Here is a 13233-nt window from a genome sequence, read left to right as displayed (position 1 = left end):
TGAAAGCACCTCGCTAAGACTAATAGCAGGTGCTTTCTTGTTTTGTTATGAAATTAAACAGCTACTCCAACTGCTTTTCCTCTTCTGGCTCTTTCTTTTGTCCACTCTGCTGTTCATCCAACTGCATGATCTCATCTACTGATTCATCCTTCAAAAAAACGGATAGTCCCTTAACAGCTAATTTCGTTTGGCGCATGACATAATCTTTTTCAAACTCAGCCATTTTATCACCTTCTGCTTTCTTGTTCTCTTTCTTCTAGTTTAATCGATTTCGTTCAAAAAAAGAAGCAATGGCATGACATTATCAAAACTCGTTTCCTAAGCTCTCACTGCTGCCTGAATCAACTCATTAATTAAATTTTATGAGTCGTGTACGATGCTTTTCTCATACCTCGGGCCCCTCCTCCCCATGTCTTTACTTACAAAACAAAAAAAGCCTATCACCAAGGATAGGCCAAACGCTTCAAAGCGTTACTGTAAGGAGAGTACAGGATTTGAACCTGCGCGCCGGGATGAACCGGGTCGGCGGATTTCGAGTCCGCTGCATTACCACTCTGCCAACTCTCCATAACGTTTATTTTCTACTTTTTTCAGAAAAAGTCAAGAAAAAATCTGCAATCCATCCGAAAAAATGGTTGCAGATTCGTTATTATTGAAAAATAAAAATGTCTGTTCTATCTAAAATCCCAGTGATCGTTTCCTCGATCACCTTAATGATTTGTTCCTCCGTTGGCGTAATGATTCCAGCTGACATCAATGAAGCAATGCCGGTAACAACGATCCAAGCACCATTGTGCAAGGCTGTAATCGCTTCTTCCGATAGATCCGCATACTTTGGTTCGGACTTGATCAATTTTTTGAAATAATCAGACGAAAAATCGTGCATCAATTTCCCTCCGCCATAGTCATCTACGAAAAGAGCAATATACAAGTTGTGTTTTTCTTGTGCGAAGTGAATGTAGTTTAATCCTAAATCAATGACTTTATCACCAGTCCGTTCAACAGGAAACACGTTTTCTGAAAGATCTTTGAAGACCGCTTCAACTAAAGTGTTTTTCAAATCCTGCATGTTTTCAAATTCCAAATAAATCGGTTGTGTTGAAATCCCCATTTGCTTTGCTATATTTCGGGCGGTAAAGTTGCCAAATCCTTCTTTATTGATCAACTCATAAGCGGCCTTCAAAATATGTTCTCTTGTATAGACCTTTCTTCGCATCAATAAATCCCCCTTTTCCTTTATCTAATTGTAACCGAGATTTTCCAAATTGAAAAACAATATACTCATTTCGTTATCTTATAACTGTCTGAATTGTTCTACAATTATATCCACACCGCTATTTGTGAAGTTTTTTACCAATTTAAATAAAATGGTTGCTTTCAAAAAATAAGATATTTTCTTTATTATTAGTTATTTAACTCACCGGATACTTCTCTTGTTGAATTGGAATGAAAAAGGTAAACTAATAGGAGGATTACTTTTCAAGATAGAGAGGCGTTAAAATGCAAGAAACAGATGAGTTATTGTTAGAAACTTGCCTCTTGGCAGGAAAAATCATGATGGAGAATGGTTCCGAAGTTTATCGAGTCGAAGATACCATGAATCGTATCGCTGCTAACGCTGGCGAAGCCAATAGTATCAGTTATGTGACCGCTACAGGCATCTTTATGGGATTACGAAGCAGTCACTACGCTCAAGTTGAAAATGTTCATGATCGTGTGATCAATTTGGAGAAAATAGTGGCCGTCAATCGGCTTTCCCGGTCGTTCGCAGAAAAACAGATCACATTACCGCAGTTGTATGCATCTCTTAAAGAGATCAATCAAGTCACACCAAGCTTTCCTCTCTGGTTACAAGTATTGAGTGCTGGAGTGGTCAGCAGTACATTAATGATTATTTTTGGCGGCAATTGGTCTGATTTCATTGTTACTTTTTTCATTGGCAGCATCGGGTTCATTACAGGTCTCTGGGTGAAAAAAGCGATCGATATCCGCTTTTTGGATATGTTCGTCGCCTCTTTAGTGATTGGCTGCTTAGCGATCCTATCTGTTCGCGGGGGCTTGGCGGGAAATGTTGACAACCTGATCATTGGTGCCGTGATGCCGTTAGTTCCTGGAGTGGCCATCACAAATTCATTTCGTGATATTCTAGCTGGCCATCTGATCAGTGGAACTGCGCGAGGAACTGAAGCTATCTTTACTGCAGCCGCAATCGGCGTAGGAATCGCTACAGTCTTCACCTTGTTTGGGGGGTTATCATGACCATTTTGATTCATGTCTGTTTTAGTTTTTTAAGTACCGTCACCTTTGGCATATTAACAAATATACCGAAACGTGCATTGATTGCAACCGGGATCGCTGGAACTGTTGGATGGATGATTTATTGGCAGCTGCATGAAATGGGTCATGGCATTGGTAGTACCAATTTTTATGCTGCCTTTGCGGTTGGCTGTGTCAGCATCTTTTTTTCACGACGCAAGAAAATGCCCATGATCATCTTCAATATTCCTAGTTTAGTTCCCTTGGTCCCCGGTGGTCCGGCTTATAAAGCTGTTCGTGAATTTGCCTTGGGAGATAACCTTTTGGGATTAGAGAACCTCATGATTGTTTTGATCACTGCAGGAGCAATCGCGGGCGGGTTTATGATGACGAGTGTCGTTGAAAAGACCATCGCAAGTTGGCAAAACAAACGAAGAGCACGACTTGATAAAGAGGAGACAACTAGGAAATAAATATAAAAAATGAAAGCAATAACTAAGGATGAAAACAACTTGCCTATCGATCACTCGTGATAATTTGTACATGAATTGCTAAATTTTTCTTATTTCAGACTTTAGTACAATGCCTTCTTGCTATTCTTCTTTTATAATAAGGGTATCAAATCTTACAAATTTGTTTGACGAATGTCATTTATTTTGCTGGATTTTTCTAATTACACCACGTATAGTGGAATTAGAAACGAATAAAGGAGATGAAAGTCTGTGAGTATCGCCACTTCTCGTCGTATCATTAATACGATATCAATTATAGGATTAGGGCTATCTATTGCCTTAACGATTTACTTCATTAATCTAGGTGTCTTTAAAGATATTAATGCACTGCGTGGTTTGGTAGGCAACTCTGTTATTTTGGGACCAATCATCTTCATGCTGCTACAAATTTTACAAGTTGTAATTCCGATCATTCCTGGTGGGATATCCAGTGCGGCTGGCGTCTTGATTTTTGGACCATATCTTGGATTTGTCTACAATTATGTTGGCATTAGTATTGGTTCAGTGATCATCTTCTTGCTTGGCAGAAGATATGGTAAACCATTCATCCTCAGTATGATCAGTGATAAAACATATGATAAATATATTGGCTGGTTGGATAACCAAAGTCGATTTGAAAAACTCTTTGCACTTGCTATCTTTTTACCGGTAGCCCCGGATGATGCCTTGTGTTTGATGGCTGGACTAACGAATATTTCAGTCAAGAAATTCACTTTGATCATTTTATTGGCAAAACCATTATCAATTTTCTTATATAGTATGGCATTGATTTATGGCGGTACGTTTTTAACAGGGCTATTAGGCGGCTAAGTGCCGGGCTTAATAGCAAAAATAAATACAGGAAATTCCCGAACTATAGATGGTGGTCATTCCTTTCATTACAGGAATCAAACACGATAGTTCGGTTTTTTATAGTCTAGAGTTAGGATGAACAACATGAAATATCTAAAAAATAGTTTGATCAACACTTGGGATTTTCTAAAGGCAAGCGATGCTTATTTTCGAGATGTTCTGCTAATGCATGGTTTCTTGCTTTTTTTGGTTATCCCACTGCTTTCTTCTTCAACAAAATTTATCCTGCGTCGTGGGGGATTAGCCTATTTATCTTTCGACAATATAGGTAGTATTTTTACAGAGCATCCAATGGTTCTATTCTCGCTCTCTCTAATCTTGTTGTTGATTTTATTAGCAGTTTTTTTTGAGTTTACATTCCTGCTTCTGAGTGTCTATTTCATCAAGAAAAAGCAGCCGGTCCGATTGCGACAGCTGTTGCGAATGACATTTTTACAAATTCGCAAATTACGCCCCATGACCTTTTTGTTTTTCTTGTTTTATTTCTTTTTGATTTTGCCAATTGGCGGGCTAAGTTTTAACTCAGATTTGCTCTCTAAAGTGAAAATCCCTGCTTTTATCATGGATTTCATCTTTACGAATCGTGTATTGATTATCGGAGCCGTGGTTCTTGGCTACTTACTTTTGATTTATCTAGGGATTCGTGTGATTTTTGCTTTACCAGAAATGATCTTACGTGACCTTCCTTTTCGACAGGCCATTCGAGAAAGTTTGCAGACAACGAAACGCCGTTTCTTTGCGATTGTTGGCCAATTTGTCTTTATTGGCGGCGCGATCTTATTCATTTCAACAGTAGGATTTACTTTTTTGATTATCCTGCAAGCGATCATTGAAGAACTTTTCGCTGACTATGCGCTGTATTCAGCAGTCTTCATTATGACGCTCCTTCAACTCGTTTTGTTGTTGAATATCATTTTGTCTACCGTTGCCATCTTCTATATCATTGTTGATTTTATGGACGATGAAGGTTTCTTACCTGAGATACCACAATGGTTCAGTGAAGAACCATTGCCAGCAAGAAATTTTCAACGACTAAAAGCCTCTTTGATTACTGTAGTAGCCGTCTTCTTCGGGGTAGGAGTAAGTTTATACAACATGAATTATCTGACCTCTGCCGCTAATACTCGACCATTGACGATCTCGCATCGCGGCGTCAGCAATGCTCAAGGCGTTCAAAATTCATTAGAAGCACTGCGCTTCACTAGTGAGAACTACCATCCTGATTACGTTGAAATGGATGTTCAACAAACTAGCGATGGTCATTTCATTGTTTATCACGATTTTTCATTTAAAGCGTTGACTGGCTTCAATCAGAAACCGGAGCAATCAACTTTGGCACAAGCACAAAAATTAACCGTCTCTGAAAATGGACAAACGGCTCCGATTGCTACATTTGATGACTATTTATCCTTAGCGAATTCGTTGAATCAGAAATTGCTAGTAGAAATCAAGACACAACGAAAAGATACGACAACATTAGTCCATTCATTCCTTGAACGCTACCGTGAAAATCTAGCCGAACATGAACATATTCTACAAAGCTTGACCTATAATGTAGTGGAAGAATTGAAACAAGAGGCTCCGGAACTAACTGCTGGGTATATCATGCCCTTCAACATCGTTGGCCCTCCATTAACAAGTGCTGATTTTTTAACGATGGAATATAGTACGATCAACCGCAACTTTGTTTCATCTGCCAAAACGGATCATAAAGATGTCTTTGTCTGGACTCCAAATGATGATGCCGAGATCAGTCGGATGCAGTTCTACGGTGTGGACGGCATCATTACCGATCGGATGGATATTTTGAACCAAACCCTCAGTGTGTCCACCGATGAAATGACTTACTCAGATAAGCTACTGAACTTTGTGATCGGCGTCGGCTAATTCACGCCAGCTAAAAAGAAAGACTGGACTCTAGTCAATAAAGATGAATCAGTGCCTACAAGCTGACTTTTCAGCATGCTGGCATAATACATTTTTATTAGCGAGTTCCAGTCTTGTTTTTATTAAGCCACAGCCACTGCGGTAATCTTATCAAATTTTACCAACATCCGCTGATTGCACTCCAATACAATGGATTGATCCTCCATCTCATAATCGGTCACTTTCACAAGAGCCGTATGCTCATACAGCTTCTCAATTACACCGACTAGCGTTTTTTTTGCCCCAATAGGTTGACACACATAGGCATTTCCAATTTCAATATCTAGCATCTTACCACCTCAGAACTTCTTTTCTAAAAATATAATAACAAAAATACCGATTTATGCAAGCGCTTTTATTATAAATTTGGCACCTACTTATTTCCGCAGACAAGATGACAAAATCGTTCGCTTCTTATGACTGGTGTGTTCGTGCATCTTCCAGAAAGTCCTAGTAACATAAAGGAAAGGAGATGAGCAGAATGCCAGTAATCCAAACATGTATTTTTGGTCTCTTGACAGTCGCATTATTGATTGGTTTAAAGGAAAATCGTTGATGACTCCTTGATTGGTTAACTGTTCCTAAAGACCACAAATTAATGCCCTATTGTGACGGTCATTTTATGGTTAAATGAATAAGCGTCCTTATTCTGAACCATCCGCTTATATAAATGAAAAACCAGCCCTCAGAAGAATGATCGGAGGACTGGTTCTTTTTAATTAGAACGATAAATTATAGACGTTCGTTCAATTCTTTTGCAAGCTCTTCAAAGCCTGGTTTGCCAAGTAAGGCGAACATGTTTTTCTTATAAGCTTCCACGCCAGGTTGGTCAAATGGATTCACACCATTCAAGTAACCAGAAATACCTACAGCGATTTCGAAGAAATACATTGTATAACCTAATGTGTAGGCATCCATCGTTGGGATCTTAACCAATAAGTTTGGTACATCGCCATCTGTGTGAGCCAATAACGTTCCTTCGAAGGCTTTGGTATTTACAAAATCAACTTCTTTTCCTTGTAAGTAGCCAAGTCCATCAAGGTCAGCTTCTTGCGTAGGAATTGTGATTGATTTACGTGGTTTTTCAACTTTAACAACAGTTTCAAAGATGTTGCGGCGGCCTTCTTGGATATATTGACCCAATGAATGCAAATCAGTTGAGAAGTTAGCACTTGAAGGGTAAATTCCCTTTTGGTCTTTTCCTTCTGATTCTCCAAATAATTGTTTCCACCATTCAGAGAAGTATTGCATTCCTGGTTCATAATTAATCAGCAATTCGGTTACTTTTCCTTTGCGGTAAAGGATGTTACGCATTGCTGCATATTGATACGCTTCATTTTTTTCAAGGTCATCACTGGCATATGCTTCACTAGCGTCTGCTGCACCTTGCATCAAAGCATCGATATCCGCACCGCTAGCAGCGATTGGCAATAGACCTACAGCTGTCAAGACAGAGAAACGTCCGCCAACATCATCAGGAATTACGAATGTTTCCCAATTTTCAGCATCTGCTTCAACTTTAACGGCACCTTTTGCTTTATCTGTCGTTGCATAGATACGTTTGTTTGCTTCTTCTTTGCCATATTTTTCGATCAAGCGTTCTTTGAAGACACGGAATGCGATCGCAGGTTCTGTCGTCGTTCCTGACTTAGAAATGACATTGACAGAGAAATCACGATCACCGATGATTTCGATCAAATCAGCTAAATAAGTCGAAGAAATTGAGTTTCCGGCAAAAAAGATTTGTGGTGCTTTCCGTTCATCTGATGAAAGCAAGTTATAGAATGAATGGTTTAAGAAATCAATCGCAGCTTTTGCCCCTAAATAAGAACCACCGATACCGATAACAACTAATACTTCTGAGTCCGATTGGATTTTTTCTGCTGCTTTTTTGATTCGTGCAAATTCTTCTTTATCATAATTTTTAGGCAAGTCGATCCAGCCTAAAAAGTCGTTACCTGCACCAGTACCTTCACGTAAGAGTTTATCTGCTGCTGTAACTTGACTTTGCATGTAGCTTAATTCGTATTCATTCACGAATGGTGCTACTTTTGAATAGTCAAATTTGATGTGTGACATGATTTGTCCTCCTTGAAAAAAATTAGTTTTTCATACAAGTACTACTTTACGTTTTTTTTGAACTTTTTTCAAGTAATTCCTTATTATATCGCCTATCTGGCAGAGTTAGACAAGTCCTTGAGAAAACATTGCTTTAGCAACTTTTTCAAATCCAGCCACATTTGCTCCTAGCATGAAATTATTTTTTTGATCAAATTCTTCTGCAGTGTCACGGCAAGCATCATAAATATTCTTCATGATCTCATCCAATTTTTGATCGACTTCTGCCTGCTCCCACTGCAAACGTTGTGAGTTTTGACTCATTTCTAAAGCAGAAACCGCTACGCCACCCGCATTAGCCGCTTTCCCAGGACAATAGTAGATTCCTTGCGCAATAAAATATTCTGCCGCTTCAAGAGAGCTTGGCATATTGGCACCTTCAGAAACAATCCGGACACCATTCGCTTTTGCCCGTTTGGCTTGTTCTAGATTGATTTCATTTTGAGTCGCACAAGGGAAGGCTAATTCCGCTTGAACATCGAAGTCCCAGACAGAAGCGCCTTCATGGTACTCTGCTGAGGGGCGTGCGTTGGCATATGCTGTCAAACGTTCCCGTTTCACTTCTTTGATTTCTTTCAATAATGCCAGATCGATACCTTCTTTGTCATAAATGAAGCCAGAAGAATCAGAGCAAGTGATGGCTTTTGCGCCCAACTCATGCAATTTTTCAATCGCATAAATGGCTACATTGCCGCTTCCAGATACAATTGCCTGTTTCCCTTGGAAGTTTTCCTTTAAATCTTTCAACAGATGCTTAACAAAATAGACTGCCCCGTAACCGGTAGCTTCCGTCCGATTTTTACTTCCCCAAAAGTCCAATGGTTTTCCTGTAAGGACACCAGCATCATATTGTTTCAGACGTTTGTAAGCCCCAAAGAGATAGCCAATTTCACGGCCACCAACACCAATGTCCCCCGCAGGCACATCTAAGTCAGGGCCGATATGTTTTGCTAATTCCGTCATGAAACTTTGACAAAAACGCATGACTTCTCCATCTGATTTCCCTTTTGGATCAAAGTCACTTCCGCCTTTGCCGCCACCAATCGGTAATCCAGTCAAACTGTTCTTGAAAATCTGCTCAAAAGCCAAAAATTTCAAGATACTTAAGTTGACGCTGGGATGAAAACGCAGGCCGCCTTTGTAAGGCCCTAATGCAGAATTAAATTGGATCCGATAACCGCGGTTGACTTGCCAATTGCCTTGGTCATCTTGCCATGGCACACGAAATTGAATAAATCGCTCTGGTTCTGTTAATAAATCAACCAAATTCGATTCAATGTATTCTGGATGTTTTTCTAAGAAAGGAATGATTGTTGGTAAAAATTCATCTATCGCTTGTAAAAATTCCGTTTGGTTCTGATCTTTTTCGTGCAGTTTCTCTTGGATCGCTTTTACATACTCTGAAGCATTTGTCATCAGGCACTACCTCCTTTAGTTAAATTCTATTTTATAGAAAATTTCAGAAATTGCATCTATTTTTTACGAAATTGTCAGAATTTTTTTTCGATTCATTGAACAAACAGCTTTCTCCCCGCTTGTTCCTGCAATATGGTACAATCCACAAAGAGGTGAAGGAAGATGAAGAAATCCTATGATGTGATCGTGATTGGTGCTGGTACCAGTGGCATGATGGCCGCTATTTCAGCAGCCGAAAACGGTGCAGACGTATTACTTATAGAAAAAAATAAAAAAGTTGGCAAAAAATTGCTTATGACCGGCGGCGGTCGTTGTAACGTGACCAATCATCGCTCTGTCGATGATTTGATCGCCCATATTCCCGGCAACGGAAAATTTTTATATAGTACATTCTCGCAATTCAATAATTTCGATGTGATGACCTTTTTTGAATCCCATGGTGTCCCTCTGAAAGAAGAAGATCACGGACGGATGTTTCCTGTCACAGACAAATCGAAAACGATCGTTGAAGGCTTATTACAGGCGCTCCATGAGAAACAAGTCACTCTATTGACCAATACAGTCGTCACTAAATTACTTCATGATGAGACTCAGATCCAAGGCGTTCGAACAGAATTCGAAGAATTTACTGCGCCCTGTGTGATCCTGACGACTGGTGGTCGAACTTACCCTTCGACTGGAGCAACTGGAGACGGCTACAAAATGGCCAAAAAAGTAGGGCATACCATCACACCGCTTTATCCTACCGAGTCTCCCCTCATATCAGAGGAGCCATTTATCAAAGCACGCACACTGCAAGGCATCTCTTTACAAGATATTGCTTTATCTGTTTTGGATTCTACAGGAAAAACCGTTGTCTCTCATACCATGGATCTCTTGTTCACGCATTTCGGGCTTTCGGGTCCAGCTGCACTGCGCTGCTCTTCTTTTGTCAATCAAGAATTGAAGAGTCATACACCTGTCACAGTGATGCTGGATTGTTTTCCAGAAAAAACAGCGAGTGAATTGGTGAATGAGCTAACAGTGGCAGCTCATTCGAAGAAAAAATTAGTCAATGCACTGAGCGGCATCTTGCCGGAACGTCTGCTAGAGTTCTTTATCCATCGACTGGCACTTTCTGATCTGGTGGCTGAGCAAACAACTGAAGACCAGCTACAGGCTTTAGCAGCTATCATGAAAGGCTTTTCTGTCACAATTTCTAAAACATTTCCGCTGGAAAAATCTTTTGTGACGGGTGGAGGGATTCATTTAAAAGAAGTGAATCCCAAGACAATGGAAAGTAAGTGTATCAATGGCCTTTATTTCGGCGGCGAATTACTCGATATCAACGGTTATACCGGTGGATTCAATATCACTGCTGCCTTTTGTACTGGTCATGTCGCTGGCAAGCATGCGGCAGAAATGGCGAGCTATTTCCACTATTCACAAGGATAGTCTTTATTCTCTTAACGATCTGACACAATGAAATACAAGGAATTTCGAATCTTTCGCAGACTTGCATCTGAGTAAAGTTGCTGTCACATCCCATTGCTTGCGGGGTAGTGACAAAGCTTCGTTTTTTGGTTTGCATTTCTAGAAATTGCTTATTAGTTGGCGATTTTTGTGAGAAGGCGTAGACTGAAAGAGAACTTAAAGGAGGCTGGACAAATGAAACGTATTTCAAGAGGCAAATTTGAAAAAATGCAGAAACTTTCAAATGAAGATGGGGTGATTGCGGCATTGGCCATTGATCAGCGAGGATCAATGAAAAAAATGATGAAAGCTGCCACAGGGCCCGATAATTTCAAAATGGAACAAATTTATGACTTCAAACGGTTGGTTTCACAAGAATTGACAAAGTATGTCAGCAGCATTTTATTGGATGAAGAATATGGATTTCAAGGCATCGAAGCGAAAAATCCTAATGCTGGTTTGATTCTGTCTTATGAAAAAACCGGTTATGATGTCAATACTCCAGGACGATTGCCGGAGCTGTTGCCAAATGAATCTCTGCAACGTCTAGTCCAAAAAGGAGCTGACGCAGCTAAAGTGCTGGTTTATTACAATCCTGATGAACCGCAAGAGATTCTTGATACGAAACATGCTTTTCTAGAACGTTTAGGTACGGAAGCACAAGCAGCCGATATCCCAATTTTTGTCGAACCAATCGTCTACGACGATGAAATCACCGATGATAAATCACCGGCTTTCGCTAAAATCAAACCTGGAAAAGTCATTCGAACGATTCAAGAATTGACCAAAGACAAATACCATATCGATATTTTAAAAGTTGAAGTACCCGTACAATTTGATTTGGTTGAAGGGTTTCAAAAAGAAGGCTTAGAAGCTGTGTATACCCAAGAAGAAGCTGCCAACTACTTTAGAGAAGCTAGCGATGCCGCTACTCGTCCTTTCATTTACTTAAGTGCAGGGGTTCCTGCAAACATCTTCCGAGAAGAATTACGCTTTGCCGGCGAACACGGGGCAAAGTTCTCTGGTATTCTTGGCGGACGTGCAACTTGGCGAGACAGCGTGGAAATCTATGGAAAACAAGGGGAAAAAGCACTGCTTGATTGGTTAGATACGCAAGGCCGGGAAAATGTCGAAGAACTGAATGCTATTCTAAAAGAATATGCTACCCCATGGTATGAATTTTATGGTGGATTAGATAATATTGAAGTCTTTGATATTTCCGTTATGGAATAATTGTCCATAGAACAAACAACAGAGTCGCTGCATTGAAGTATCCTACTTCAATGCAGCGGCTCTGTTGTTTTGTCTGTTCCTGTTTAGCCAACTTCAGAAATAGCAGTCAGCGAGACAAACTGTCCGCGGACTAATTTGCTCAAATCTGTTGGAGACAGTCCTATTTGTAAACCACGCTTTCCTGCTGAGATGATGATTTCTTCCAAATGTCGCGCACTTTCATCAATATAGGTTGGAAAGAGTTTCTTCATGCCGATCGGTGAACATCCACCGCGAATATACCCTGTGGTCTCTTCTAGGTCTCTTAAGTGCAACATTTCTACTTTTTTGTTGCCGCTGGCTTTAGCAATTTTCTTCAAATCTAATTCGTGATCTCCAGGGATGACTGCGACGATGGGACCCGTTTTATTGCCAACTGCTACCAGCGTTTTATAGATGGCTTCTGGATGAGCGATTTGCTGAGCAACAGACCCTGCATCCAAATGATCTTCTGACCATTCGTACGTATATTCCTGATAGGAGAGTTTCTTTTGTTCTACCATCCGAATCGCATTTGTTTTTTTTACTTTTGCCATGACGCATTCCTCATTTATCCAAACTTCTGGTTCTTTCTTTACAACTTCAATTTTAAGAGTCTCATTTAAGACTGCTCGAAACTATAGGACTAGTCTGTCCCATTTTTTTCTGTTTATGTTCCCGATTGTTTAATTTTTCATTGTTTCGATTGAAAACTCAGCTAAATAATCTTTCATCCGCTCCACTGGAATCTGACCAGGGGCAGAAGCTTGATCCAGCGCAGCAAAAGTCATGACTGAATCGATCAGACTACCACTGACGCGGCTGATTTTGCCTAGATTTCCCATTGACATGACTGCTAAAGGTAATTGATTGAATCCCCGCGCTTTATTGATAATGCCCATCAAACGCAAAACGTCCTGCACATTGTGAGGCATCATTGCTAGTTTTCCGATATCAGCGCCAAATTGATTCATAATCCCGATTTTTAAGATCAACACAGCATCTTCTGGTGTTTTGTCGAAATCGTGACTGCTTAACACCAATTTCACTTGATGTTCTTTGATTTTCTGAATAAAGTTTCTGCCTAAAAACTCAGCTTTTTCCAGTTCTATATCAATCATATCGATCAATCCAGATTCTGCAACGCCTAGACATAAATGTTTATATTGTGTCAAAGTGAAAGAGATTTGTCCCCCTTCTTCGATGGTTCGAAACGTAAACAGAAAAACTTTTGATTTTAGAGTGGTCCGAACGTGAGAAAGTACATCCAGAACGTCGGATAAACTATCGACTTTTTTATAATAATCAGCCCGCCACTCAATGATCTCTGCATCCGAAGTTTCTGCGGCTAGGGCTTGCTTGATAATCTCCTCATTAGTTGTTCCGGTCAGCGGCACACAAATGCGCGGGTGCTTGCCATCCAACTCGATTGACTTTACTTGAACCATCC

Annotated in this window: 13 protein-coding genes and 1 tRNA gene; 6 read left to right on the top strand and 8 right to left on the bottom strand. The window is 40.1% G+C overall.

Going from position 1 to position 13233, the window contains the following annotated elements; translation table 11 throughout:
• Positions 1-61: 61 nt before the first annotated feature.
• The 3 genes from EGX73_RS15940 to EGX73_RS10095 all read right to left on the bottom strand — a co-directional run bounded on the left by EGX73_RS15940 (position 62) and on the right by EGX73_RS10095 (position 1216).
• On the bottom strand, positions 62-223 hold the full coding sequence (locus EGX73_RS15940) for a hypothetical protein (RefSeq protein WP_003127848.1): 162 nt from the start codon (positions 221-223) through the stop codon (positions 62-64).
• 256 nt (positions 224-479) lie between these two features.
• Positions 480-567: transfer RNA gene (locus tag EGX73_RS10100), tRNA-Ser, on the bottom strand.
• 82 nt (positions 568-649) lie between these two features.
• Positions 650-1216 (bottom strand): TetR/AcrR family transcriptional regulator, encoded by a 567-nt coding sequence (locus tag EGX73_RS10095; protein WP_005472096.1) that lies wholly within the window; start codon positions 1214-1216, stop codon positions 650-652.
• A gap of 284 nt (positions 1217-1500) precedes the next feature.
• On the opposite strand from EGX73_RS10095, the gene EGX73_RS10090 reads away from it, so the two are divergent.
• The 4 genes from EGX73_RS10090 (at position 1501) to EGX73_RS10075 (ending at position 5507) form a co-directional block, all read left to right on the top strand.
• Positions 1501-2259, top strand: coding sequence for a threonine/serine exporter family protein (locus tag EGX73_RS10090; RefSeq protein ID WP_003127846.1), 759 nt, complete (start codon positions 1501-1503; stop codon positions 2257-2259).
• Positions 2256-2729, top strand: a complete 474-nt coding sequence (locus tag EGX73_RS10085) for a threonine/serine exporter family protein (RefSeq protein ID WP_123866920.1) — start codon at positions 2256-2258, stop codon at positions 2727-2729. The genes EGX73_RS10090 and EGX73_RS10085 overlap by 4 nt, the downstream gene beginning before the upstream one ends.
• Positions 2730-2978: 249 nt before the next feature.
• A complete protein-coding gene (locus EGX73_RS10080) occupies positions 2979-3578 on the top strand; it encodes a TVP38/TMEM64 family protein (RefSeq protein WP_003127844.1) in 600 nt (199 codons plus the stop codon).
• A 126-nt stretch (positions 3579-3704) separates the two neighbouring features.
• Positions 3705-5507 carry a glycerophosphoryl diester phosphodiesterase membrane domain-containing protein gene (locus EGX73_RS10075; protein ID WP_041120568.1) on the top strand — a complete coding sequence of 601 codons (1803 nt, stop codon included), beginning with the start codon at positions 3705-3707 and terminating at the stop codon, positions 5505-5507.
• Between the two features lie 122 nt (positions 5508-5629).
• Here the strand turns inward: EGX73_RS10075 and EGX73_RS10070 are convergent, their stop codons facing one another.
• The 3 genes from EGX73_RS10070 to gdhA all read right to left on the bottom strand — a co-directional run bounded on the left by EGX73_RS10070 (position 5630) and on the right by gdhA (position 9080).
• A complete protein-coding gene (locus EGX73_RS10070) occupies positions 5630-5836 on the bottom strand; it encodes a hypothetical protein (protein WP_005472093.1) in 207 nt (68 codons plus the stop codon).
• 442 nt (positions 5837-6278) lie between these two features.
• On the bottom strand, positions 6279-7625 hold the full coding sequence (locus EGX73_RS10065) for a glucose-6-phosphate isomerase (RefSeq protein WP_005472008.1): 1347 nt from the start codon (positions 7623-7625) through the stop codon (positions 6279-6281).
• Between the two features lie 105 nt (positions 7626-7730).
• Complete coding sequence (gene gdhA / locus EGX73_RS10060) at positions 7731-9080, bottom strand: NADP-specific glutamate dehydrogenase (protein WP_005472006.1); 1350 nt, start codon at positions 9078-9080, stop codon at positions 7731-7733.
• 162 nt (positions 9081-9242) lie between these two features.
• Here gdhA and EGX73_RS10055 point away from each other — a divergent pair, with 162 nt between their 5' ends.
• Entirely contained in the window at positions 9243-10514 is a 1272-nt protein-coding gene (locus EGX73_RS10055) for an NAD(P)/FAD-dependent oxidoreductase (protein ID WP_123866919.1), read from the top strand.
• 213 nt (positions 10515-10727) lie between these two features.
• Entirely contained in the window at positions 10728-11765 is a 1038-nt protein-coding gene (locus EGX73_RS10050; protein ID WP_003127836.1) for a tagatose 1,6-diphosphate aldolase, read from the top strand.
• An 83-nt stretch (positions 11766-11848) separates the two neighbouring features.
• On the opposite strand, the gene ybaK is transcribed toward EGX73_RS10050, so the two are convergent.
• Together ybaK and aroD are read right to left on the bottom strand one after the other, a co-directional pair.
• Positions 11849-12340, bottom strand: a complete 492-nt coding sequence (gene ybaK, locus EGX73_RS10045) for a Cys-tRNA(Pro) deacylase (RefSeq protein WP_003127835.1) — start codon at positions 12338-12340, stop codon at positions 11849-11851.
• 129 nt (positions 12341-12469) lie between these two features.
• Complete coding sequence (aroD, locus tag EGX73_RS10040; protein ID WP_003127834.1) at positions 12470-13231, bottom strand: type I 3-dehydroquinate dehydratase; 762 nt, start codon at positions 13229-13231, stop codon at positions 12470-12472.
• Between the last annotated feature and the right edge of the window lie 2 nt (positions 13232-13233).

Origin of the sequence: Enterococcus sp. FDAARGOS_553 (assembly GCF_003812305.1) — a bacterium.
GTDB classification, from domain to species: domain Bacteria; phylum Bacillota; class Bacilli; order Lactobacillales; family Enterococcaceae; genus Enterococcus_D; species Enterococcus_D gallinarum.
The sequence above is the reverse complement of the archived record's forward strand: the minus strand, read 5'-3'. Positions and strand labels throughout refer to the sequence as shown.